This window comes from Brevibacillus jepli, from assembly GCF_047229145.1.
GTDB lineage: Bacteria > Bacillota > Bacilli > Brevibacillales > Brevibacillaceae > Brevibacillus.
This window is the reverse complement of the sequence record NZ_JBFEFW010000019.1, coordinates 23,560-47,918: the sequence shown is the minus strand read 5'-3', so window position 1 is coordinate 47,918 and position 24,359 is coordinate 23,560. Positions and strand designations below refer to the sequence as shown.

Here is a 24,359-nt window from a genome sequence, read left to right as displayed (position 1 = left end):
TTACCTTGACAAAAATTTTTATTTATGGTATTATTAAATATTTTATTATTGAATGATTCCTTGCTCCGTGATAAAAATGTAGTGGTAGAATGAAACGGTGTGAGGAGGACTAGGCAATGAAAGTTGACGCTGGTGTGAAAATGATTCCGTTACAAGGAGAGGCATTCGGTAAGCCAATGGTGATCTATCCCACCTTGCTTTGGGATGATGATCGAGCGGTGCTGGTAGATACAGGCATGCCTGGGTCTTGGGCGGCCATTCGTCAGGAGATGAGCCGTGTTGGCGTACCACCGGAACGTTTACAAGCAATCATTTTGACACATCAGGATCTTGATCATATTGGAAGTCTTCCAGAAATTGTTCGCGAGCTTGGCGGACAGGTTGAAGTATACGCGCATGAACTGGATCAGCCGTACATCGAAGGCACACGCCCTCTTATCAAAGCAAACCCGCAAAGCATGGCACCATTGTTAGCCATGTTGCCTGAAAAGGAACGGGAGCATCTGCAATGGCTCTGCGAAAATCCACCAAAGGCAATGGTACACAAGACACTGGCTGACGGCGAGAATCTGCCCTATTGTGGAGGAATTCGCGTCATTCATACGCCTGGACATACGCCGGGGCATCTCAGCCTTTATGTACAGGAGAGCAAGACATTGATAGCTGGTGACGCTCTGGTGTACATGAACGAAATGCTGCGAGGACCGATCCCGCAAACGACTTTGGATATGGAAATGGCAGAACGGTCATTGCAAAAATTTGTCGACTTGGAAATTAATGCAATAATTTGTTATCATGGAGGCATGTGCCAAATCAACGCGCAAGAGCAGCTTCACGCGCTGATCTAAAACGAATCCAGATTGGAATGTGTTGATATATGATACGTGGAGGACACCAAGCTGGAGAAATCCCTATGGTGTCTTTTTCGTTTCACCCTTGCATCGTCCTTTGCGATGGTTGTTCAATCTCGTGATGGGGAACGGGTGCCGAAGGAGAAGGTTTGTAGTATTTTTCCAGGGATTTATCCGAGCCTGTCCAACGGGCGAGTGTAGCGAGCACAGCGAACATGCCTTTTTGCAGGAAGCGTGGAATGATCGGCAGGTAAAACTGCCCCATCTGAAAAATTGTTCCCAAGAGAAGAATGTTTTTTGGGATAAATTGCTTTATAATCGGCAAATAAAAGCTGCGTCCGTCTGTATCGAGTCCATATCCGCAGCGGACAAATGCTTCAAAGGTACCTGCCGGGCGAATTTCGACATCAAAGCTGACGAATTCGTTGGAAGGGTTGTGAAACCCGTGAACCTTGTCTGTGGGAATGGTTAACTGCTCTCCCGGTTTCAGGATTACTTTTTTTCCATCAATCGTTACCTCTAAATTTCCAATTACACCTTCAAAGGTTTCGACAAGTTCGGTATGATAGTGTAGGAAAATCCCGTTGTTCGGTGGAAGATCGGTACGGAATAACAAATATTCCCCATTCGTTTCTTCTGTTGTCTTTAGAAAGGTGACCACTTCATTATTATGTGGGTTACTTACACTTCGACTTAAGTTTGACAAGACTATACCTCCTTGAAAAATAGTAAAAATAGATTACGTTGTGACAGAATATATATTAAATATAGATTATTTGTTCCGGGGCAACAATTAAAAAGATAGGATGTTCTACCTACAGATGGAGTGGATAGTATGAGCGGCATGATCGTGGTTCCAGGCTATAGGGTGGCAGAGTTTCTTTCCACTCATTCAAAATTGGGAATTTATCGTGGTTACAGAAATAACGACAATCTCCCTGTCTTATTCAAGGTACCAATGGAAGGACCTTCCCAAAAGGAATCCCTGTGGAAACTGAAGCATGAATATCGCATTCTTCAATCTTTGGAATCGAGTGCAGTCGAAACGATCATAGAGCTCGTCAATCACAATCGTGAGACGGTGATGATCACGGAAGATTTCGGGGGAGTGCCGCTCTCTTTGCTGATGAAGATGAAAGGACTGTCGCTGAAAGAGATGATCTTCATCTCGATCCGCATTGCTGCTTGTCTGGACGAAATCCATCAGCACGGAATTATTCATAAGGATATTAATCCCGCTCACATCCTGGTTCACCCGGATACGTATGAGGTAAAGCTTGTTAGCTTTGGCCTGGCATCTACATGTCACCAAGAGTACCAAAGTGTGATGAATCCAAAAGAATGGAAAGGGGATCTGCGCTACGTATCGCCGGAACAGACCGGGAGGATGAATCGTACAGTTGATTACCGCTCTGATATTTATTCTTTTGGTGTCACGATCTACGAGTTGTTGACGGGAAAGCTACCCTTTTTGACTTCGGACATGCTTGAACTCATACATGCCCATATGGCAAGAAAACCACTCGCTCCCTCCAGTGTAAAACCATCTGTTCCAGAGATTTTATCGGACATCGTCATGAAGTGCCTATCCAAAAATACAGAGGATCGCTACTTTAGCATGGCTGGCTTACGTGCAGATTTGCAGCGCTGCTACGATCAGCTTCAACAAAACGGTTTGATTACCCCATTTCCACTTGCTTTAGAAGACCGTGCGGATCGCTTGCGAATTCCTGAAAGGCTCTATGGACGTGAGCAGGAAATCCAGATGCTCATGGATGCGTTCGATCAAGTGACGAATGGTGCGACGAGGATGGTTCTCCTCAGTGGCAGTGCAGGCGTGGGGAAATCTGCTCTCGTGCTAGAAGCGCAAAAAGCGTTTTTGAAAGGCAGGGGACGTTTTGTTTCAGGAAAGTTCGATCAGTATAATCAGGCTGTGCCATATTCGGCGATCATTCAAATCTTTCAAGATTTGATTAAGCAGCTTTTAGTCGGTCATGAACGGGAACTGCTCGTATGGAAAGAGACGATCCTCGAAGCCGTGCAAGGACTCGGTCAAGTGATCGTGGATGTTATTCCGCAGCTTGAGGCGGTGGTCGGCAAACAGCCCGCCGTACCCGAGCTGCCCGCAGCAGAAGCAAAAAATCGGTTTCAATTGGTTATGCAACGCTTCATTCGGATTTGGGCGCGGCCAGACCATCCGCTCGTCTTATTCCTGGATGATTTGCAGTGGGCGGATTCTTCTTCGCTGTTCCTCATTCGCGAATTGATCGCGGATATGCAGCTCAGTCATTTTCTATTAATTGGCGCGTATCGTGAGCATGATGGCAGCACGATGAATCCGTTGATTGCGATTTTGACAGAGACAGGCATCAAGAGTCGCATTCTGCGTCAAGTTACACTATTGCCATTGAGAGTACCTGAATTCAATGCGTTGCTGGCTGATACGCTACATAGTGATCCAGTCATCACGAAGCCGCTGGCTATGATTATCATGCAGAAAACAGCGGGGAATCCGTTTTATTTGAGAGAATTCATCAAGACTCTATATGATCGCCACCTGTTGAGGTATGTGAGAGAAGAGCGTATTTGGCAATGGGATTTGGCAGAAATCGAGAAGCTTGGTACGACGGAAAATGTGGCAGATTTTCTCGTGGAAAAAGTGAGAAGATTGCCTGAGTCTACGCAGCAGCTGCTTGCCTATGCAGCCTGTCTGGGTAATTCGTTCTTGCTTTATTTGATAGCCAAGGCACGAAGTCAAACTGAATCAGTGGCTATCCAGCAAATATGGCCTGCGATCGAGGAGGGGCTGATCTACCCGGTTGAGGGAGCGGAATATTTGACATACGCTACGCTGGTTGAAGAAGAAACAGCGTCCCAAATGAAGATTCGCTTCCGCTTTGTGCATGATCGGATTCAACAGGCAGCCTATTCATTGTTATCCGAGACAGAGCGCCAACATATTCACGTCAAGCTGGGCAGGATGATGTGGGAAATGTCCCAAGGGAGTGAACCCAACTTCTTGTTCGAGATTTGTGATCATATGTATCGGGGCAAAGACATACTCGAAGATCAGGCAGAGCGTATTCATGTAGCGCAGTGTCATTTGCTCGCAGGTCAAAAAGCGAAAATGTCTGCTGCGTTTGAGTCAGCTTTGCAGTACTTCCAACGAGGGGTAGAGCTGGTAGGGGAAGAGGGCTGGCAGCACAAGCATGATCTGACGATGGAGCTATGTGCGTTGTCTGCGGAGACGGCCTATCTTTGCAATCAATTGGATGAAGCAAAACGATTGTTCCAACTCGGTATGCAGCATGCCAAAACAGATCAAGAACGGGTACGAATTTTGGAAATGGAAATTCGCATGTATACCCGACTGGCTGAGTTCCCGCGTGTCATGGAGATCGCAAGCGTTGCGCTGGGTCTATTAGGCGTACCGATTCCGAAAAAGCCTGGCAAGCTCGATATCATCAAGGAAATGTGGCATATCAAGAGACGCCTCAAAGGACGAAAAATAGATGAGCTGCTGTACTTGCCGGATGTTCCCGAAGAAAATTACCAAATGGCGATGAGCATTATCAGCTATGCAGGATCATCTGCTTACTATGTGAACCTCAATTGGTTTGCCCTGACGATTCTGCGTGCGCTTCATCTGTCACTTGTGCATGGAAACGCGGTAGCTTCTGCAAACGGTTATACCGGTTACGGGATCGTGCAAGCAACTCAATTCGGAAATTATCGGGAGGCTTACGAATTTGGTCAGCTGGCTTGTCGTGTAGCAGACAGCTTTGCCGACCCGATCGCCATGACCAAGGCGTATGGCGCTTTTGCCCTGCTTATCAATCATTGGTGCGAGCATGCGCGAACGAATATTCCGCTACTGAAAAAAGCGATTCAACTCGGTTTGGACGGTGGTGGCAACATTTATGCGGCCTATAATGCTCACGGGCTCTTGGAGGCCATGCTCTATTGCGGTATACAGGTCGAAGAATTGGAGCATCAAATCGAGGAATACAGCGATATTATTAAACAACTCAAGGTCGTAGATCACGATGACCGGCTCCTGTTATTGAGTCAAGCGCTTCATACCTTTACCCGATGGACGGACAATGAGCGAACGGCGTTTTGCCATGACGGATTTGATGAAGCGGTTTATGTGAGCAACCTGCAAAAAGAAGGAAACAGCTACAAGCGGTATATGTATCACTACTATAAATCGATGGTTCATCTCATGTACGGAAATCATCGCGAGGCTGCCGAGCTGCTGGCTGAAGCCGAGCAATGGATGGAATCAGTCAGTGGTCAAGTTCTTGTCAGCCAGCATGTTTTTATGCAAACACTGGCGCTGACAGGGCTCTATGAGAGCGCGAATCGGCAGCATCGATCGCAATATGGGAAAAAAATCAAAGCGAACATAAAAAAGATGAAGACGTGGGCAAAGGAATGCCCGGAAAATTTTCAGCATAAATGGCTACTGATGCATGCAGAGTGGCTGCGTGTCACAGACAAAAAGCAAGAAGCAGGGCCTTTTTATGAGCAGGCGGTTCAGCTCGCCAAAAAAGACGTGTTTTTGCAAAACGAGGCTCTGGCAAACGAATTGGCAGCCCAGCATTACATGGCGCTCGGACTCGAAACCATTGCGAAGGTATACATGACTGAAGCGCACGAGGTTTACATGCTTTGGGGGGCGGTTGCCAAGGCACGTGAGATCGGGGAACGGTACCCGTATCTTTTGCAACGGGTAAGAAGCTTGGGGGCGTCTGCCGAGATTGCCGCGACTGACCAGACAGCAGACCTCGTCGATTTGATGAGCGTCATCAAGGCATCGCAAACAATCGCAAGCGAGCTCCGCTTGGATATGCTGTTGGCGACGATGCTGCGCACGGTGATGAGCAATGCAGGTGCGGAGAAAGGAATCCTCCTGCTGAAAAAGGATAGTGACTGGCTGATCGAAGCAGCAGGCTCTGTCGATTTGGACGTAGAGATCATGCAGTCTGTCCCGTATGAGCATAGCGGGATGCTCTCTGTAGCTGTCGTAAATTATACGATTCGTACAGAAGAGATGCTGGTGCTCCACAACGCTTCCGTTGAAGGCGTCTTTTTCCGCGATACGTATATTACGAAGCACAAGCCAAAATCGATTTTATGCTCCCCACTGTGGCAGCAAGGAAAAATGATCGGTGTCATCTACTTGGAGAACAACGAGACGACGCATGTGTTCAACGAAAAGCGCTCAGAGCCGCTTCGACTGATCTTCTCGCAAATCGCGATCTTTATTGAAAATGCGAGATTGTATCATCAGCTGGAGCAATGGAATCAATCCTTGGAAAAGAACGTAACAGAGCGTACGAATGAGATCCAGTCGCTTCTGCAGGCCAATAAAAATCTATTAAACAATGCGGGACAAGGCTTCCTTTCTTTTTCCAAAAACCTGCTTGTCCATTCTGAATACAGTCGAGAATGCTTGCGAATCTTTGGCAGAGAACTGGCTGAGGTATCGGTAGCAGAGCTATTGTACCCAGATCGTCCAGAGGACCGGGTGTTTATCGAATCGCTATTGGAAAAGTACTTTGAAGCAAAAGACCAAGGGCAGAAGGAGCTGTATCTCAGTCTATTTCCCACAGAAATCCAGATCAATCAAATGCCTTTGAAGCTGGCATGCAAGCCGATTTACGAGGATCGAAGAGATTCACCGGAAGGCTTAATGCTGATTTTGACCGATATGAGTGAGCAGCGTGCGCTCGAATCCAAAATGGAGCGAGAATGGCAAAGGCTGAATATGGTCGTAACCGTGGCGATTAGTCTCCCGCTTTTCCAAAAGGTACTGCGAGCGTTTGACTCCTTCTTTGAGGATGGCTGGAAGCTGGTATTGAGAGAAGAGATCACGGATTCCGAGAAGCTATTCAAGCTGGTCGCGCAGATTCATCAGTTTAAAGGCGACTTCAGCCAATTGCACTTGATTCATACACCACAAAAGCTGCATGATTTGGAGTCCTGGTTGATTCAATGGGCAAAAGAAGAACGCCTATCGGCCGAGGATATGCGTGCACAGCAATCATTCGCAGAGGTGCCAGCTGCGATGAAACAAGATTTGTCGATTATGCAGAACAAGCTCGGAATCGGGTTTTTGGATGTAAACGAACATGTTTATACCATTGGCAAAGATCGATGGGAGAGCTTCGAGCAAGAGATCATCAGCCTGATAGAGGGTGAGGCTCAGCAAGAGCTTCTCCACCGCATACGTCAGCTTCGTTATCGTCCAATGAAGGACATGCTGTCCCGCTATGAGGACTATGTCTGCGAGCTCGCCATCCGTCTGAATAAGACCGTTGATCCAGTCGAATGGGAGGCAGAGGAAGTTCTGATCGATTCTGAGCGCTTCGAGAAGTTCGCGAGGAGCCTGGTTCACGTATTCAACAATGCGATTGATCATGGAATCGAAGAAGAGCATATACGACTGGCATGTGGGAAAGAACGCAGTGGCAAGGTTCGTTGTCGTATTTGGCAAGAGGATGCCTCTCTATGCATCACGATTAGCGATGATGGGCGAGGCACAGATATGGACAAGCTAAAGCTGTCGGAGCATGTCACGGTAAAAGAAAGTGCGAGTCTCGTGTCGGGAAGAGGGATCGGCCTATCGATTGTCAAACAAGAGGTTGATCATTTGGGAGGAACGCTTCAGATCCATACCCAAAAAGGAGAAGGTACCCGTTTTTCCTTCCGAATCCCGTTGGAGGAAATTCGCTAGATAAAATAACAAAACTGAGGCGACGAGTTGCCTCAGTTTTGTTTTCTATGCTAGAGAGAATTCGTAATGGAAGCCAAAAGTCGTTCTTCATCGATCGGTTTCAAAATATAATGGCGTGCTCCGGCGTTGATCGCTTCGAAGACGAGTGGCTTTAATCCATTGGTGCTGACCATAATGATGTTGGCGTCGGGGAAGGTGTCGATGATTTTTTTGACGGTCTCTATGCCGTTCATTCCAGGCATGTTGATGTCCATCGTCACCACGTCAGGGAGGTGGGCCGTATATTTTTGGTAGGCGTCCAATCCATTTGTTGCTTCTGCGATGACTTGATGGCCCGCCCGTTCCAAAATGATTTTCATGTATTCTCGTACTACAAGGGAGTCGTCTGCTATCAGTATACGAGCCATAAAACCTCCTGTTACAAAACGTTAGTTATTCATAGTAAGTTAGTAGTCTTCTTTTACCATAACACTGATAGGAAAAATGTCGCAATAATTTGATCATAAAAACTACCAATGAGCACACGAAAAAACAAACGAATGCCAGTAAGGAAGAAACTGGATTTGTTTGTTTTTTCGTGTGGATTTTGGATTAGCAAAAGCAATCCGGCTTGCCAGGATCATCACGATAGGCGAGCAAGGCATTGACTCCATGGCTTAAGATAGCACCGGAACGGGTGACTGCGGCAACGAGTAGAGCCTCCATGATTTCCTCCATGGTGCCGCCTCATGAGACATCCTCTCCATTCCATGAGTAGTCGCTACGACTTCATTGTAGAGAAGAGAGAGGTATGCTTCTGTAACTTACTCACCAATCACTAAGCAATAGCTTTTGCTGGAGGGCTTCACGGCGAATAGCCGCTATTCGGCCTCGCTCAAGCTGAAGCCATCCGGCTTTCTCAAACTCCTTGAGCGATCGACTGATTACTTCTCTGGCGGTCCCGAGCTCAATGGCAATTGCTTCGTGTGTAATGGACAGGTGATTGCGAGATTCCGTGGTACGACGGAGCAATAAATCTGCGATCCTGGCGTTGATCGGTTTAAATGCGATTTCCTCGACCAGAGAGGTGACGGAGACCATTCGGTTGATCATGTTGCGGTAAATAAATTGACGCAAGTCCTGATAGCGATCCATCCAGTCTTTGAAAACGTCCACTGAGAGCAGTAGCAGCTCCGTTTCCTCCTCCAGCTGTGCGGACGCCTCATAAGCAGTTTCGCCTAAGATGCTTGCCATCATGAGTACACAGACTCCTCCGCGCTGTACGCGATACAACGTAACCTCTCGTCCGGACTCACTGATGATATAAATGCGGACCTTACCTGACAATACAAAAGCGGCGTGGGAAAACAAATGGCCCTGCTCCATCGTAAGCTGGGGTGAAAAGCGTTCCACTGTAATGTCCGGATGGCGCCATGCGGCTTCTGGAACAAGGGAAAAGCACGGGAATGCATCAATTACCGGCTGGATTCGTTTGATATCCATTGTTTACCCTCCGTGGTTGCACGATTGGAAAAATACTGTTAAATCTAGTGTAGTAAAAAGTCCTGATTTCCACAAATATCCGTCTGTAGACCGACAAGTGAACAACGCTATAGCCGGATTTATCTTTTACGCTGTTTTGCTACGATGCATATAGAACTTATCTTGTAAAAATAACCAGTATCGAGGGGAAACTGATGAAACACATGAAACAGTGGATAGGAGTAGGTTTAATCGCTGTGGGAATCGGCATAGCCGGATGCACGATCAGCGATAACGTGATCAAGGTCGAAGAAGAAAAAAGACAGCTTGAATTATCGGCGGAGTCCATCGAGGCTTTGGATATTGTTACGGATTCAGGCGATTTGATCGTCAAAGGTGATGAAAAAGCAACCGCGATTCGTGTAGATGCCGATATCAAGACGAAAAATGTCAAACCCGAAGACATCTTCATTACTCTCGAGAAGGATGGGAACACCGCAACACTACGATCCGAAATGAACACGGATATCGGCTTTAACTATGTGGATATGACGCTAACGGTTACCGTTCCTGCACAGCTGCCAATAACCCTTACCGATGGTTCAGGAGATATTGACATGACGGAACTGACAGGAAAGATCACGATTGAGGATGACTCCGGTGACATTCGATTGACGAATACGGGCGGAGAGACAGAGATTCGTGACCAGTCCGGTGACATCAGGATCAAGGACGCGTCAGCCCTCAAACTGATCGAAGATGACTCGGGTGATATCTTCATGGAAAATACGGGTGGAAATGTAGAGATTCACGATCAATCCGGCGATATGGTTATTCGAAATCATAAGGGAGACATGAAGATATCTGACGAAAGCGGCGACATGGTCATTGATACCGTCGAAGGAAATGTATTAATTGAGAATGACGGGAGCGGAGAGCGAACCGTTCTAAACATAAAAGGCTCGTACACATCGAAATAAATCAGGACCGTCAGGGTTTTTGCCCTGGCGGTTTTCTTATTCGTGGCGGTATTTTGACAGGTTGAGGAAAAAATTAGCCGACTAATGAAAAAAAGCTTTCCCTTCCGATAAAGAAGTGCTAATATAACAAAGGTAGTTCTAATTGAGAATGAATCTCTTTATTAATGAGAATGAATTGCATTCGTAGAAGGATGGAACTTCAGGAAAACGTCAGAAGAGTAGGGACGCGATGAAAAAGAGATATTTGGTTGTAGCACTTATTCTGCTATCGTTCGTTTCACTTTTTATTGGTGTGAAAGATATATCTCCGTGGGATCTATTCAATCTCACAGATGACAAGGTGCAAGTACTGTGGATTAGCAGGATTCCGCGTTTGATCAGCATTATCATCGCAGGGATCAGCATGAGTATCGCAGGATTGATCATGCAACAGCTGACCCGAAACAAGTTCGTTTCTCCGACGACAGCAGGGACAGAGGATTCCGTTCGATTCGGGATATTGGTGTCACTCTTGGTGTTCGCGGATGCGAGCTCTTGGGTGAGGCTGCTCGTTGCTTTTGCGTTTGCTCTCCTTGGCACCTTTGTCTTTATGAAGATTCTCGAAAGAATCAAATTTAAAGACTCCATTTTCATTCCGTTAGTGGGACTGATGTTTGGAAACATCGTCGGATCTATCACGACGTTTTTCGCTTATAAGCATGACCTGATGCAAAACATGTCTGCTTGGTTGCATGGAGATTTCTCTACCATTATGAAAGGCAGCTACGAGCTTTTGTACATAAGCATTCCGCTGGTGATTATCGCTTACTTGTATGCGAACAAGTTCACTATTGCTGGAATGGGTGAAGAGTTCGCCATCAACCTCGGGTTGAACTACAAGCATGTCGTCAACATTGGATTGGTCATTGTCGCTTGTGTGACTTCGGTAGTTATTCTCACGGTAGGGACGATCCCGTTTTTGGGGCTGATCATTCCTAACCTGGTTACCATCTACCTGGGAGATAACCTGAAAAAAAGCTTATCTCATACCGCATTGCTTGGCGCGGTGTTTGTACTTGCTTGTGATATCCTGGGACGCCTCATCATCTTCCCATACGAGATTTCCATCGGCTTGATGGTTGGGGTCATAGGCAGCGGGATATTCGTGTACTTACTCATGAGAAGAAAGGCATATGAACAATGAAAGCGAAGATAGGCGCCCTGTCGATTGTGGCCATTGCTTTGATAGCCATATTTATGATGATTGACGCCGGTGGCAACTGGGATTACGTCCTTCCTCGGCGGGCTAAGAAAATTCTTGCCATCATCTTAACCGGTTGCATCATCGCCTTCTCTACGATGATCTTCCAGACCATAACGAACAACCGAATCCTGACACCTAGCATCATCGGCCTTGATTCGCTCTATATGTTCATCCAAACATTTGTGATCTTTGTTTTTGGCTCCACCCATTTCACCTTGATGAACAACAACGTGAACTTTCTGATCTCGACAGGTGGGATGGTGCTTTTCGCGGGCTTGCTCTACAAATTCCTGTTTAAGAGGGAAGGACAAAACATTTACTTCCTGCTCCTTGTCGGATTGATCTTGGGCACATTGTTCAGCAGTTTGTCCACGTTCATGCAGGTGTTGATTGATCCGAATGAGTTTCTGGTTGTGCTAGACCGAATGTTCGCCAGCTTCAACAATGTCAAAACAGACCTATTGATCACGAGCTTCGTTCTGGTCATCGGAATCATGATTTACTTCTGGCGATACATCAAGTATCTGGATGTGCTATCACTCGGTCGGGATCAGGCGATCAATTTGGGGATTCCGTATGATTTTGTCATCAAGCGCTTCCTCGTCGTTATTGCTATTCTCGTATCGATCGCGACAGCACTCGTTGGGCCGATTACCTTCCTTGGACTGCTGGTAGCGAATCTCGCCCATCAGTTTATGAAAACCTATCAGCATAAATACTTGCTGGTGGGATCGGCTTTAATCAGTGTGATTGCACTGGTTGGCGGTTTGTTGATTGTGGAGCGTGTACTTGCGTTCTCCACAACGCTCAGTGTCATTGTCAACTTTATTGGTGGGGTTTACTTCATCTATCTTCTGTTAAAGGAGAATAAAGAGTGATAGAAGTCCGGAATGTCACAAAACAGTATGGTAGCAAAAATGTCGTGGAAAATGTCTCTGTGAAGATTGCCAAGGGAAAAATCACGTCCTTTATCGGACCCAATGGGGCAGGAAAGAGTACCCTGCTGTCGATGATTAGTCGCCTGTTGACCAAGGATCAAGGCGAGGTATTCATTGAGGGTCAAGAGATTGGGCAGTCAAAGAGCAGTGAGCTGGCAAAGAAAATCTCGATTCTCAAGCAATCGAACCACATTACGGTGCGGTTGACGATTCGCGAGCTGGTCAGCTTTGGTCGCTTCCCGTATTCACAAGGGAATTTGACAAAAGAGGATTGGAAGTATGTAGACGAAGCGATCCAATATTTGGAGCTTACGGACATTCAACACAAGTACCTCGACCAGTTGAGTGGAGGTCAGCGTCAACGCGCTTACATCGCGATGGTTGTCGCTCAAAATACGGAATACGTCCTCTTGGATGAGCCGCTCAACAATTTGGATATGAAGCATTCCGTCCAGATCATGAAAGTACTGCGACGTCTGGTAGACGAAATGGGCAAAACGGTTGTCATTGTCATTCACGACATCAACTTCGCTTCTGTCTATTCGGATTATATCGTCGCTCTCAAGGATGGAAAGGTCGTGAAGGAAGGCACCACAGACGAGATCATCACACGACCGATCTTGAAAGATGTCTATGACATGGATATCCATATCGAAGACATTGATGAGAATAAAATTTGCGTATATTTCGCATAAGCTCCATCTTCCTATCGTTAAAATTTTGATGGCCTGCCGGGGGTTTCATCAGCAAGCTATCAATAATTTTATATACTTTTACATTCTATATAGAGGTGAGAGAAGTGAACAAGAAATTACTCATGCTGTTTATGGCAGTACTGTTGGCTGTATTCACAGCTGCATGCGGCTCCAATAACGCCGCTCCTGCAACACCTGCAGCAGATGCGACAAAAGCACCTGAAGCTGCACAAACATCTGAAGAAGTTACGATCAAGCATAAATTGGGTGAAGCGAAGCTGAAAAAGAATCCAAAAACTGTTGTAGCATTTGACTACGGCGTACTGGATTCCTTGGACAAATTGGGTATCGAAGTAGCGGGTGTTGCACAGTCTTCCAACATTCCTCCGTACCTGGAAAAGTTCAAAGATGCGAAGTACACAAACGTGGGTGGTTTGAAAGAACCAGACTTTGAAAAAATCAATGCAATGAAACCGGATGTGATCTTCATCTCTGGTCGTCAACAAGATGCTTATGAAGAACTGAACAAAATTGCTCCAACCATCTTCATGGGTGTAGACAATGCGAAGTACATGGAATCCTTCAAAGAGAACATGAACAAATTGGGTACCATCTTCGGTAAAGAAGCACAAGTAGAAGAAGAGCTGGGCAAAATCGATGCAGCTATCAAGGAATTGAATACAAAAGCAACGGCAAGCGGCAAGAATGCGCTGATCGTTATGGTTAACGAAGGCAAGCTGAACGCTTATGGCGCTGGTTCCCGTTTTGGTATCCTGCACGGTGAATTCGGATTTACGCCTGTAGACACAAACATTTCCGTAGAAAACCATGGTCAAAGCGTTTCCTTTGAATATATCGCAGAGAAAAATCCAGACTATCTGTTCGTAATTGATCGTGGCAACGCGATTTCCAAGAATAAAGAAGTGTCTACCTCTACACAGCAAACGGTAGAAAATGACCTGATTAAGAATACGAAAGCATTCAAAACAGGCAACATTATTTACCTCGATTCTGCTAACTGGTACCTGGCAGGCGGCGGATTGGTTTCCACCGCTGGCATGGCTGAAGAAGTTTTGAAAGAAGTTAAGTGGTAAGAAGCAAATAATGATAGCGACGGCAGCCCAAGGGAGAACAGTATTCCCTCGGCTGTCGTTTTTATTTTTCGGAGCTGCTAGACTTGACGACATAAATTTAATCATGTTATAAATTAAATGCATGTGCATGCATTTAATTTGACTAGATGTTAGATCGACGCACTGAAAAGGAGTGTTTTCCGTTATGAAATATGTATCGCTAAAGAAAGCAGGCATGCAAGTATCAAAAATCGGTTTAGGAACAAATGCGGTTGGTGGCCATAACAATTTTCCTCATCTTGATGAAGAACAAGGAAAGCTGATGATCGCGGAAGCATTGCATCAAGGAATTACATTTTTTGATACAGCGGATGCATACGGGTTTGGGCGTTCAGAAGAGTTAGTAGGTGAGATGTTGAAAAAGAAACGTTCAGAAGTAGTGATCGCTACAAAGGGTGGAATAGAAAAACGAAGTGACGGAACAATTCGCATGAATAATGAGCCGGGCTATCTGAGGAGTGCCTTGGAAAAAAGCTTGCAGCGCCTCGAGACGGATTATGTTGATTTGTACTACATACACTTTCCAGACCCAGGCATACCGCTCGTAGAAGCAGTCGGCGAATTAACTCGTTTGAAGCAGGAAGGTAAAATACGAGCAATCGGTATTTCGAACGTCAATATAGATCAGTTAAAAGAAGCGAACCAACATAACGACATTGCTGTTCTTCAATCTCCTTATCATATGTTCGATAGAAGTGCAGAAAACGATTTGCTTCCTTACTGTATCCAAAACGACATTTCCTTTATTCCGTATGGTCCGCTTGCATTTGGTATGTTAGGCGGGAAATATACAAAAGAATTGAAGCTGCATGAAAAGGATTGGCGCAAAGATATTCCATTGTTCCAAGGAGAAGAATTCCATAGCGCTATGTTCAAGGTGGAACAGTTAAAGCAACTGGCTGCTGAAAAGAAAACAAGCCTGTCTAATTTAGCTTTAGCGTGGCTACTTGCGCAGAATGGAATTGATACGGTGATCCCTGGTGGAAAAAAACCAGAACAAGTAAGTGAAAACTCTAATGCTTGTGATATCGTATTAACAGATAACGAATTAAATATAATTGAGAATATTTTAGTGTAATAAATATAAAGAGTACCTGTGGATCCCTCTGGGGAAATCCATAGATACTCTTTTGTCATTGGTAAGCCTCGGTTTATTAGCTATCTTTTTGCAACGTATTCGACATGATTGCCAGATCTTTTTCAATTTCTTCTTTACGAAAAGCCTGAATGATCGTTTCTTGAAAAGTAGAGCTGACATCTTCATAACGTTGCAATCCTTTTTCGGTCATCCGAATCCATACGCCCCTACGATCTGCTTCACATACATAACGTTGAAGCACACCGCAATTGTCCGCTTCTAAACGAGCGACTAATCTGGACATTGCACTCTGACTTAGACCGACTTCATCTGCTAATTGTTGGATGCGCATTTTCTTTTCAGGGGTTTCTGCTAATGCGAGCAGAACGGTAAACTCACTGACAGAAAGCTGATGCTTTGTCTGAAGAACTCCCTCCAAGCTACTCATGATGCTCAAATGTATACGGGATAACGCTCGCCAACCATGAATCAGGTCCTGATTATCATTCGATTTCATGTCATTCACCTGCTCTATTATCTACTATCATTATGTATAGCAATGACCGCTCATGTAAGTCAAGGAGCTGGGCGCAGAAGGGTGCATGATGCGAAAAGACCATTCTCATTGATTGCTCAAAGGAATGGTCTTTAACCGTCATATAAGATTACCTTGCTCCAACCAGCTTGCGCTCTTCGATGTGTGTGGACTCGGTCGTGTGTTCACTTGATTGCTTTTGCTCCACAGCATGAGTCAGTTCATACGGAAGGCAAAGCGGTACACCTGTACGTGGATCGGTCAGGATATCTGCTTCAATGTTGAATACCTTGCGCAGCATATCTGGCGTCATGACTTCAGCAGGGCTTCCCTCAGCGACAACGGTACCGCGAGAAATCGCGACCATGTGCTGCGCATAACGGGTAGCGTGGTTCAAGTCGTGCACGACCATGACGATCGTACGGTTTTCTTCTTCATTCAGCTTTTGCAGAAGCTTGAGAACCTCTAGCTGGTGAGCCATATCCAGGAAGGTTGTAGGCTCATCCAGGAACAGGATGTCTGTTCCTTGCGCAAGAGCCATGGCAATCCAGGCGCGTTGGCGCTGACCGCCGGATAGCTGATCAACAGGACGATCATGAAAATCTGCCATACCGGTCATGGAGATGGCCCAGTTTACGATTTCCTTGTCTTCTTTGGTCATAGAGCCGAAGCCTTTTTGATGGGGGAAGCGGCCATAGGTTACGAGCTCAGACACGGTCAAGCCATCGGGTGCGGTTGGGTTTTGCGGCAAAATCGCCAACTGCTTGGCGACTTCCTTGGTCGATTGCTGATGAATCGATTTGCCATCCAAAAATACTTGTCCGCCTGTTGGTTTCATAATCCGGGCGAGGGTTTTGAGGATCGTCGATTTACCAGAACCGTTTGCACCGACCAGAGCGGTGATTTTGCCGGAAGGAATGCTGATATTCAGGTCTTTGACAATGGAAAGCTCACCGTAACCGATGTCCAGCTTTTGCGTGTATAAGCGCTCCACAATGGGCCAACTCCTTTTTAAAAAGTATGTACCTGTAAAGAGGTTGTTCAAAAAGTCGTCTTTTGATCACGCAGTAGTCCTGAGAGCGTATTCGACATCGAAATGGGCGTTCACCTTCGAAGTCCGGTGCTCATGTAGGTTCCCTACACTCCGCTCCTCCTTCTTCAGGTTCTCGCCACTTTCTCGGTGCTGAAAAGACGACTTTTTGAACACGGATTATTATTAATCGTAGTAATGATAATCATTTTCACTAAAGTAAAGTATATAACGGAATGAGGTCAAATTCAATAAGGAAAAAGCCAACCTGCTCACATGCGTGAACAAATTGGCCTTGGGTTAATATACGATAATCAAGCGTTAATAGGTGATATGAGCGATAATACCTTCTTCGTCGTCCAATACCAGCTCGATACCGGCGGAATAAGGGTTGCGCTGCATCTGTGTCTCCAGATAGTAGCGAATCGCTTCAACCATATTACTTTCGATGAAGATTTGTTGGCGCTCCATCCAGTGTACTTCAGCAGAAAAGCCATACTCTTCGTCCCACATCAGCTCGACGGAGATGTCTTGTGGCTTCAGCTGCTTTTTGTAGGCAGCGTGAATGCAGATCGCGTTAATGATATCTTGTTCGGAAAATCTTATCTTTTCCATGCGTTCAGTTCCTGTTCCTTCTCACGCTTGGTTTTGAAGTAGACGATCACTTTGCGGATCAGGATGACCACAGCGAGAATCGCCATCAGGTTGATCATGAATCCAAGGATAGAGCCCAGAATACCCATATCTGCGAACAGGGTACCGAATAGCAAACCAGCCAGACCACCAATCATGAGACCTTTCATGAATCCGCCGCTTTTGCTTGCAGTAGCAGCTGGAGTAGTCGTACCTTTATTGGTTGTTGCATTTACATTTGTATCGGCCTTGTTAGGCGTTTGCGTGTTCGTAGGAGACGTATTCGAGTTGAAAGATTTTTTTCCGGACTTATAGCCTTTCGCATCAGCGTGATCAATGAATCCAGCGCTTGGAGCGAGTACGAGCATTACGGCAACCAACATCATGATGAGTTTTTTCATGTTATTTGAGTAGCCCCTCTCAGTTAAATGACTTGTATATATAAGTCTACATGAATATTGGGCGAAATTCCAACGAACTTTCAGTGACGATCGGTCTAAATACCTACAAAAAAGCCCCTGACAAGCGATCATGTCAGGGGTTCTTCGATTTACGCACTCTTTTTCAGTTTTCGAGCTGCCCAGTTACCCAACGACTGAATGAGCTGGACCAAAACGACGAGAATAATGACGGTAATGATCATTACTTCGATATCCCATTGCTGGTAGCCGTAGCGCAATGCCAGATCGCCCAAGCCGCCGGCACCGACTGCGCCCGCCATAGCTGTAGCACCAATCAAACCGATGGTAGCGATTGTCAGGCAGAGGACGATGCCAGGCCGCGCTTCACGCAGCATGATGCGAAAGATAATTTGCGTCCGGGATGCGCCCATCGCCTGGTACGCTTCGATAACGCCGCGATCTACGTCATGCAGGGCCGTTTCCATCAGGCGCGAGATATAAGGCGACGTATAGACGATGAGCGGTACAATCGCTCCTTCAATCCCGATCGAAGTACCGACGATCAGCTCCGTAAAAGGAATGATAGCGACCATCAAGATGATAAAAGGCAACGAGCGCACGATGTTGATGATGGTGTTAAGCGTGTGGTAAATGAATTTGTTCGGAAATAGGTGATTCGCCTGTGTGATGACGAGCAAAATCCCAAGTGGAATACCGATCAGTGTCGCAATAAACAGCGAGATTCCCACCATGATGACGGTCTCTTGCAGCGATTGCCCGAATACGGGAATCATTTCAATTAGACGCTCCATTAGCTGCGTACCTCCTCTCCGGACACGATATCGACGCGATAAACCGATTCGCGCAAGAAGCGAATGCCGTCTTGAATCGCCTGGTCTTCACCGGATATGTGCAAAAGTAAAATGCCGAGTGCCGTTCCTTTGATGGTCGTAATCGAGCCGTACAGCAGGTTGGTGCTGAGCGGGAATCGCGCAGACAGTGTGCCGAGTACAGGATCGAGAGCAGCGTCCCCGCGAAAGGCGACACGAACAATTTTGGAGACGGGTCCTGTTTCCTTGATTCTGGACAGAATTTCGTGTGGTACCTGATCGTCAAAAATCGTTTTGATAAAATTACGGGTCGTTTGCTCTTGCGGATTGCTGAAAACATCGAGAACGGAGCCTTGCTCGATGACGACACCGTTTTCCATGATGGCTACCTGGTCGCAGATTTTTTTGATGACCTGCATTTCATGCGTAATCAGCACGATAGTCAGGTTAAACTTTTGGTTAATGTCGAGCAACAGCTCCAGAATCGACTCAGTCGTCTGTGGATCGAGAGCAGAAGTCGCTTCATCACAGAGCAGGATTTCCGGATCGGTCGCAAGCGCACGAGCGATGCCCACCCGTTGCTTTTGTCCCCCCGATAGCTGAGAAGGATAAGCGTTTGCTTTATCAGACAAGCCAACCAAGCCGAGAAGGTCTTCTACCTTGCGCTTAATGACATCTTTGGGGACGCGATTCATCCGCAAGATTTCCGCCACATTGTCAAAGACATTATAGGAAGAGAGCAGGTTGAAGTGTTGAAAAATAATCCCGATCTTTTTGCGGGCTTGCCGCAGCTCTTTTTCCTTGAGGGTCAGCATGTTCTGGCCATTGACAATTACAGAACCGCTGGTCGGCTTCTCCAACAGGTTGATGGTACGGAGCAGGGTGCTTTTCCCCGCTCCGCTAAAGCCGATAACTCCGTAGATTTGCCCTTTTTCCACCTGCAGGGATACGCCTTTCAATGCCTCTACCTGCTTGTTTCCTACTTGATACGACTTATGAATATCGGTTAGCTGTATCATAACGAGTTCTCCTTGTTGTTCCTGATGTTCCTGGTGTCGATCTTACCAGGACGGCAGTACAGCTCCTTCAAAACGTTCGTCGATGAATTTTTTCACTTCTTCCGAACGGTAGATGTCCACCAGCTTTTTGACTGCTGGGTTGTCTTTGTTGGTTTCATTGACTGCCAAGATGTTCACGTATGGTGAGTCGGCGGTCTCAGCGAAGATCGCATCTTTTTTCGGGGAGTAGCCAGCTTCCATCGCAAAGTTCGTATTGATCGAAGCGACCTCTACGTTGTTCAGCGAGCGTGCGAGGAAAGCAGCCTCCAGCTCTTTGAATTGCAAATTTTTCGGGTTTTCTACGATGTCCAGTGGTGTTGCGTTGTCTCCCACACCGTCCTTGAGCTTAATCAAGCCAGCTGCCTGATAGAGCTGAAGGGCACGCGCGCGGTTGGTTGGGTCGTTTTGAATGCCGACAACGCCACCTGCTGGAATGTCTTCCACTTTTTTATGCTTGGTGGAGTACAGGCCCATCGGGTACGTTACGGTCTTTCCTACCTCGACGATTTTTGTTTTGTGATCTTGATTGAACTTCGCCAGGAACGGAATGGTTTGGAAGCTGTTCACATCGAGGTTGCCTTTATCGAGAGCTTGGTTCGGCTGCACATAATCGTTGAAAACGACCACTTCGACTTCGAGACCTTTGCCTTTTGCAACTTCTTTTACTTTGTTCAGAATCTCTTCATGCGGGCCGCCAGTGACGCCTACTTTGAGCGAGGTTTGTTCAGCAGCAGCACCGTTTGCAGGTGCGGCTTCTTGTTTGCCGCCGCAAGCCGTTACGAGAGATGCAGCGAGCAGTAGTGTAGTGAGTAATAGACCTGTCTTTTTCATTGTAAATACCCCTTTTCTCTGGATGTATGATGGAAATAGAAAAAGCCTCTTCCGACTGAAAGAGGCTGGAACTGCGAGTATGTAAACCACACTGCAACAATACCTCTCTTATCTGTCGGAATAAATCCGCTGGATTTGGCACCGAATCGTATACGATAGGTTGCCGAGGTGTCATAGGGCCAGTCCCTCAACCTCTCTTCATAAGAGAATGTGCTATGAAATTATCATTCCAAACATTGTTGTTAATTCTTATTTGGATAGTTGGATTATAACGGCTGATTTTTTGAGTGTCAACTGTTTTTGCAAACGAATGACTTGGTGGAAAAATGTGAAATTGATCTAAATACGAATATTACCTTGAAGAATTGAAAAATCATATGTATAATGAGAGCGAATGAACCTGATAACAGCTATCGCAGGTGATGACATGACTCTAGTGGACTCCAATGAAACCAGAAAAAAGCTGTCTGCCATCTATAATGAGATAGCAAAAGAGTTGTTCGGATTTGGAACGACATTGCTCCGAGTCACGATTGAGAATCAGATGATTACGTTCCAAGCCAAGCATCGCCGCTCTCCGCGCTCACAAGCGTTGGAAGGAGAAGCACCAGCACTCAAGCTCGAAGTCGATTTTCGGATGTCTATTCTTTATAAGAAGAAACTGAGAGAGCGACTGGAAGAAGAGATGGGGTTGCCGCTGGAAGCTGTGCTGCGGGACTACGACGCGCCTACGCAGTGGGCGATTACGAATGTTATTTTAGCTGAATCAGAACTGAATACCTGACGCAATCGTTCGGATTTTCTCTTTTGATCTATCTTAAGGGGAGACCGTAGACAGCGCGTATAACGGGTGTCACTTCTCTTTGTTTACGAAGAAAAGTGCTCTTGTTTAGAATGATACGTTCTAATCAAGGGTACTTTTCTTTTTATGTAATCACCATATTTTGTCATCAATTGAACCCAACTGGAGGAGAATTACGATGAAAAAATTACTTGCTGGAATCCTGTCTTTTTCTATGATGTCACTGGCTCTCGCTGGCTGTGGCAGCAATGATCAACAACAAGCAGGAGGGGCTGGTGGCGAAGCCAAGGGCGAGCCACAAAAGCTGGTCATCTCCACATGGGGCTTCTCTGAAGACTTTTTCCGCAAAGAAGTATATGAGCCATTTGAAAAAGAGCACAACGTAAAAATTGTGTTGGAAATCGGGAACAACGCCGAGCGCTTGAACAAAATTCGCCAAGGCAGCTCCGATGTAGACTTGATCTACCTCTCCGACTACTACGCACAACAAGGGATCGAGAGTGGCGCGTTTGAAAAAATCGATCGCAGCCGTATCCCGAATCTGGATCAAATCTACGATATCGCCAAAGCACCACTGGGCGAGGAGTACGGTCCAGCTTATACGATCGGACAATTCGGTATTGCCTACAATCCAAAGCTCGTCCAAACCGAGATCAAGGATTGGAAAGACCTGTGGAACCCTGAGCTGGCAGGCAAGCTGACACTGCCAAGCATTACGTCTACGACAGGCCCGATGGTCCTCGACAGTGCTTCTAAAGTAGCGGGCAGCAAAGAGTTTAACGAGGATCAAGCCTTCGCCAAAATGAAGGAAGTCAACCAAGGCATCGTGAAGTTCTACGACAAGACCTCCGAATACGTGAACATGTTCGGGCAAGAAGAAATCGGCGTAGGCCCAATTATGGAAATGTACTTCAAAGATATCAAGGCTGCTGTTCCAGAAGCCGTTTTCGTACAACCTGCAAGTGGCGGATATGCGGTCATGAATACGGTTAACATCGTAAAAGGCTCGAAAAACAAAGCGCTGGCAGAAGACTTCATCAACTACCAGCTGAGCAAGGAAGTTCAAGAGAAGTCAGCAAAAGCAAAAATTGATTCCCCTGTAAACAAGACCGTGCAATTGACGGAAGAGGAAGCAAAAGGTGTAACGTACGGCGAAGAAACCGTGAGCAAGCTGCAAATGCTGGACATGAAATTCGTAAACGAGCACTCCAAAGCATGGATTGACCGTTGGAATCGTGAAATCACGCAATAACGAACGATAGAAAAACAAAGGCGAGGGTATAGACATTTGTGGATATACCCTCGTTTTCATGAATGAACGTGAGGAGGACCACTCGTGCAAAAGATCATTCTTGATGTGGATACGGGCATTGATGATGCGCTTGGCATTATTCTCGCTGTGAAAAGCGGACAATTCGATCTGGTTGGGATCACCACCGTGAATGGCAATGTATCTCTGAGAAAAGCCACAGAAAACACGTGCAAAATTCTCGATTTCTTACAAGTCGGCGAGCGAATCCCTGTCGTGCCTGGAGCGTCCGAACCGCTGATGCGACCGTTGTTTTTCGAACATGCCGTACATGGCGAGGATGGCTTGGGCGGTGCTCTGGCAGGCGTTCCGATTTATACGAAGCCGACTGCTGGCTTTGCTCCTGATTTCATCGTAGAAAACGTACTCGCTCATTCCGGAGAGATCACACTCATCATGACAGGGCCGCTGACCAATTTGGCGCTGGCTGTGAAAAAATGTCCAGAGCTTGTCCAACACGTTAAGGAAGTTATCTTCATGGGTGGAGTGGTCCGCGAGCACGGCAATGTGACACCGGTTGCGGAGTATAACATGTACGTCGATCCCGAAGCAGCCAAGGTTGTATTTCATGCGGGCTTTCCGCAATTGACGCTGGTTGGACTGGATGTGACACGCAGAGTGCTGCTGAACGAGGAGCACATTCGCGAGCTAGGGGATACACCGATGGGCGAGTACGTGAGACAGAGTACGTCTGATTACCTCCATCGTTATTTTCAAAGAAACGGCGTCTATGCGTGCGCCATGCATGATCCATTGGCAGTCGCGGTTGCACTTGACCCGAAGCTGGTGAAAACGCAAAAGCTGTATGTGGATATCGAAACAAGAAGTGAGCTGTGTGATGGGCAAACGGTTTGCGACTTTCAAAACCGCCTGAGAAAAGAACCGAACATAAACGTCTGTCTGGACGTAGATGCAGATGCGTTCTTTGCGCGTTTTATCGGCGCATTGAAAGCCTGACGATACCGTGAACAGGAGTTAATCAGATGAGAAAAACGGGTCTTTATTTATTGCTGTTGCCGGGTGTGCTGTTTTTGACGCTGTTCATGGTCATTCCGATCGTGATGACGATTGCGTCCACCTTTTATCAAGATGGTAGCTTTACGATCCAAGGCTATCTCCAATTTCTTACCGATGCGTACTTCCTGAAAATTATGCTGACGACGCTGCAGGTTAGTCTGGTCACGACGATTGCATGTGTCCTGATCGGTTTTCCTGCCGCGTACTACATTTCCAAGCTTGGGCCTCGCAAAAAGGGCATCTTGCTGGCATTGGCGATCTTTCCTTTGCTGACGAGCTCTGTCGTGCGGTCGTTCTCTTGGATGATTATTCTCGGAAAAAAGGGCTTGTTGAACAGCTCGCTGCTTGCAATCGGGCTCATCGACAAGCCGTTGGAAATATTGTATACGCCGACTGCGATGATGATTGGTTTGATTCACCTGTTCCTGCCGTTGATCATTATTACGCTGGTAGGCGTAATGGAAAACATCGACCCGGATTTGCTGAAGGCGGCAGAAAGCCTGGGTGCTTCCAAGTTGACTGCCTTCTGGAAGGTTATTGTCCCGCTTAGCGTGCCTGGACTCATCATTGGTAGCATTCTGGTGTTTGTCGGCAGCTTGACCGCGTATACCACGCCTGCTCTACTAGGCGGAAAACAACGGGTAATCTCCACGTTCCTTTATCAAAATGCGATTACGCTCAATGACTGGCATTTGGCTTCTGTCATTGCCACGATCATGATTGTCATTACATTTGTCGTCATTTACTTCATGAACAAGCTGGCGACGAAATTAAATCCGAAGGGGTAGAAGC

Annotated in this window: 23 protein-coding genes and 1 riboswitch; of the genes, 12 read left to right on the top strand and 11 right to left on the bottom strand. The window is 46.5% G+C overall.

Annotation, left to right across the window (positions count from 1 at the left end; genetic code table 11):
* Nucleotides 1-116: 116 nt before the first annotated feature.
* Nucleotides 117-848 carry an MBL fold metallo-hydrolase gene (locus AB1L17_RS20055; RefSeq protein ID WP_412846869.1) on the top strand — a complete coding sequence of 244 codons (732 nt, stop codon included), beginning with the start codon at nucleotides 117-119 and terminating at the stop codon, nucleotides 846-848.
* A gap of 82 nt (nucleotides 849-930) precedes the next feature.
* On the opposite strand, the gene AB1L17_RS20050 is transcribed toward AB1L17_RS20055, so the two are convergent.
* Complete coding sequence (locus AB1L17_RS20050) at nucleotides 931-1,557, bottom strand: cupin domain-containing protein (protein WP_412846868.1); 627 nt, start codon at nucleotides 1,555-1,557, stop codon at nucleotides 931-933.
* Between the two features lie 129 nt (nucleotides 1,558-1,686).
* On the opposite strand from AB1L17_RS20050, the gene AB1L17_RS20045 reads away from it, so the two are divergent.
* On the top strand, nucleotides 1,687-7,593 hold the full coding sequence (locus AB1L17_RS20045; protein WP_412848881.1) for an AAA family ATPase: 5,907 nt from the start codon (nucleotides 1,687-1,689) through the stop codon (nucleotides 7,591-7,593).
* Between the two features lie 50 nt (nucleotides 7,594-7,643).
* On the opposite strand, the gene AB1L17_RS20040 is transcribed toward AB1L17_RS20045, so the two are convergent.
* From AB1L17_RS20040 to AB1L17_RS20030, 3 genes are all read right to left on the bottom strand, one after another.
* The gene (locus tag AB1L17_RS20040) at nucleotides 7,644-8,000 is read right to left on the bottom strand and encodes a response regulator (protein WP_412846866.1); all 357 of its coding nucleotides are present in this window, start codon (nucleotides 7,998-8,000) and stop codon (nucleotides 7,644-7,646) included.
* 184 nt (nucleotides 8,001-8,184) lie between these two features.
* Nucleotides 8,185-8,310, bottom strand: a complete 126-nt coding sequence (locus AB1L17_RS20035) for a carboxymuconolactone decarboxylase family protein (RefSeq protein WP_412846865.1) — start codon at nucleotides 8,308-8,310, stop codon at nucleotides 8,185-8,187.
* 90 nt (nucleotides 8,311-8,400) lie between these two features.
* Nucleotides 8,401-9,075 carry a Crp/Fnr family transcriptional regulator gene (locus AB1L17_RS20030; RefSeq protein ID WP_412846864.1) on the bottom strand — a complete coding sequence of 225 codons (675 nt, stop codon included), beginning with the start codon at nucleotides 9,073-9,075 and terminating at the stop codon, nucleotides 8,401-8,403.
* Nucleotides 9,076-9,269: 194 nt separating this feature from the next.
* Between AB1L17_RS20030 and AB1L17_RS20025 the strand changes: the two genes are divergently transcribed.
* The 6 genes from AB1L17_RS20025 (at nucleotide 9,270) to AB1L17_RS20000 (ending at nucleotide 15,121) form a co-directional block, all read left to right on the top strand.
* Nucleotides 9,270-10,034 (top strand): DUF4097 family beta strand repeat-containing protein, encoded by a 765-nt coding sequence (locus AB1L17_RS20025; RefSeq protein ID WP_412846863.1) that lies wholly within the window; start codon nucleotides 9,270-9,272, stop codon nucleotides 10,032-10,034.
* 229 nt (nucleotides 10,035-10,263) lie between these two features.
* Nucleotides 10,264-11,217, top strand: a complete 954-nt coding sequence (locus tag AB1L17_RS20020) for an ABC transporter permease (RefSeq protein WP_412846862.1) — start codon at nucleotides 10,264-10,266, stop codon at nucleotides 11,215-11,217.
* A complete protein-coding gene (locus AB1L17_RS20015) occupies nucleotides 11,214-12,155 on the top strand; it encodes an iron chelate uptake ABC transporter family permease subunit (protein ID WP_412846861.1) in 942 nt (313 codons plus the stop codon). Before AB1L17_RS20020 ends, AB1L17_RS20015 begins: the two co-directional genes overlap by 4 nt.
* Nucleotides 12,152-12,910, top strand: a complete 759-nt coding sequence (locus AB1L17_RS20010) for an iron ABC transporter ATP-binding protein (protein ID WP_412846860.1) — start codon at nucleotides 12,152-12,154, stop codon at nucleotides 12,908-12,910. The genes AB1L17_RS20015 and AB1L17_RS20010 overlap by 4 nt, the downstream gene beginning before the upstream one ends.
* Before the next feature lie 104 nt (nucleotides 12,911-13,014).
* Nucleotides 13,015-14,004: a siderophore ABC transporter substrate-binding protein gene (locus AB1L17_RS20005; RefSeq protein WP_412846858.1), complete on the top strand. Its 990-nt coding sequence runs from the start codon at nucleotides 13,015-13,017 to the stop codon at nucleotides 14,002-14,004.
* Between the two features lie 184 nt (nucleotides 14,005-14,188).
* The gene (locus AB1L17_RS20000) at nucleotides 14,189-15,121 is read left to right on the top strand and encodes an aldo/keto reductase (RefSeq protein WP_412846857.1); all 933 of its coding nucleotides are present in this window, start codon (nucleotides 14,189-14,191) and stop codon (nucleotides 15,119-15,121) included.
* 76 nt (nucleotides 15,122-15,197) lie between these two features.
* Here AB1L17_RS20000 and AB1L17_RS19995 read toward each other — a convergent pair whose 3' ends face one another.
* From AB1L17_RS19995 to AB1L17_RS19965, 7 genes are all read right to left on the bottom strand, one after another.
* Complete coding sequence (locus AB1L17_RS19995) at nucleotides 15,198-15,638, bottom strand: MarR family winged helix-turn-helix transcriptional regulator (protein WP_412846856.1); 441 nt, start codon at nucleotides 15,636-15,638, stop codon at nucleotides 15,198-15,200.
* A 148-nt stretch (nucleotides 15,639-15,786) separates the two neighbouring features.
* Nucleotides 15,787-16,650 (bottom strand): ABC transporter ATP-binding protein, encoded by an 864-nt coding sequence (locus tag AB1L17_RS19990; protein WP_412846855.1) that lies wholly within the window; start codon nucleotides 16,648-16,650, stop codon nucleotides 15,787-15,789.
* A gap of 357 nt (nucleotides 16,651-17,007) precedes the next feature.
* Nucleotides 17,008-17,301 carry a YxcD family protein gene (locus tag AB1L17_RS19985; RefSeq protein ID WP_412846854.1) on the bottom strand — a complete coding sequence of 98 codons (294 nt, stop codon included), beginning with the start codon at nucleotides 17,299-17,301 and terminating at the stop codon, nucleotides 17,008-17,010.
* Entirely contained in the window at nucleotides 17,289-17,720 is a 432-nt protein-coding gene (locus AB1L17_RS19980; protein WP_412846853.1) for a hypothetical protein, read from the bottom strand. Before AB1L17_RS19980 ends, AB1L17_RS19985 begins: the two co-directional genes overlap by 13 nt.
* Nucleotides 17,721-17,869: 149 nt before the next feature.
* Nucleotides 17,870-18,532, bottom strand: coding sequence for a methionine ABC transporter permease (locus AB1L17_RS19975; protein ID WP_412846852.1), 663 nt, complete (start codon nucleotides 18,530-18,532; stop codon nucleotides 17,870-17,872).
* Nucleotides 18,532-19,569, bottom strand: coding sequence for a methionine ABC transporter ATP-binding protein (locus AB1L17_RS19970; protein ID WP_412846851.1), 1,038 nt, complete (start codon nucleotides 19,567-19,569; stop codon nucleotides 18,532-18,534). The genes AB1L17_RS19975 and AB1L17_RS19970 overlap by 1 nt, the downstream gene beginning before the upstream one ends.
* Nucleotides 19,570-19,611: 42 nt before the next feature.
* Nucleotides 19,612-20,439 (bottom strand): MetQ/NlpA family ABC transporter substrate-binding protein, encoded by an 828-nt coding sequence (locus AB1L17_RS19965; RefSeq protein WP_412846850.1) that lies wholly within the window; start codon nucleotides 20,437-20,439, stop codon nucleotides 19,612-19,614.
* 105 nt (nucleotides 20,440-20,544) lie between these two features.
* A riboswitch (SAM riboswitch) is annotated at nucleotides 20,545-20,646 on the bottom strand.
* Nucleotides 20,647-20,866: 220 nt separating this feature from the next.
* Between AB1L17_RS19965 and AB1L17_RS19960 the strand changes: the two genes are divergently transcribed.
* The 4 genes from AB1L17_RS19960 to AB1L17_RS19945 all read left to right on the top strand — a co-directional run bounded on the left by AB1L17_RS19960 (nucleotide 20,867) and on the right by AB1L17_RS19945 (nucleotide 24,355).
* Nucleotides 20,867-21,223 (top strand): DUF2294 domain-containing protein, encoded by a 357-nt coding sequence (locus AB1L17_RS19960; RefSeq protein WP_412846940.1) that lies wholly within the window; start codon nucleotides 20,867-20,869, stop codon nucleotides 21,221-21,223.
* Between the two features lie 196 nt (nucleotides 21,224-21,419).
* Nucleotides 21,420-22,493, top strand: coding sequence for an ABC transporter substrate-binding protein (locus AB1L17_RS19955; protein ID WP_412846849.1), 1,074 nt, complete (start codon nucleotides 21,420-21,422; stop codon nucleotides 22,491-22,493).
* An 84-nt stretch (nucleotides 22,494-22,577) separates the two neighbouring features.
* Complete coding sequence (locus AB1L17_RS19950) at nucleotides 22,578-23,507, top strand: nucleoside hydrolase (RefSeq protein WP_412846848.1); 930 nt, start codon at nucleotides 22,578-22,580, stop codon at nucleotides 23,505-23,507.
* 26 nt (nucleotides 23,508-23,533) lie between these two features.
* On the top strand, nucleotides 23,534-24,355 hold the full coding sequence (locus AB1L17_RS19945) for an ABC transporter permease (protein ID WP_007724617.1): 822 nt from the start codon (nucleotides 23,534-23,536) through the stop codon (nucleotides 24,353-24,355).
* Nucleotides 24,356-24,359 lie beyond the last annotated feature (4 nt).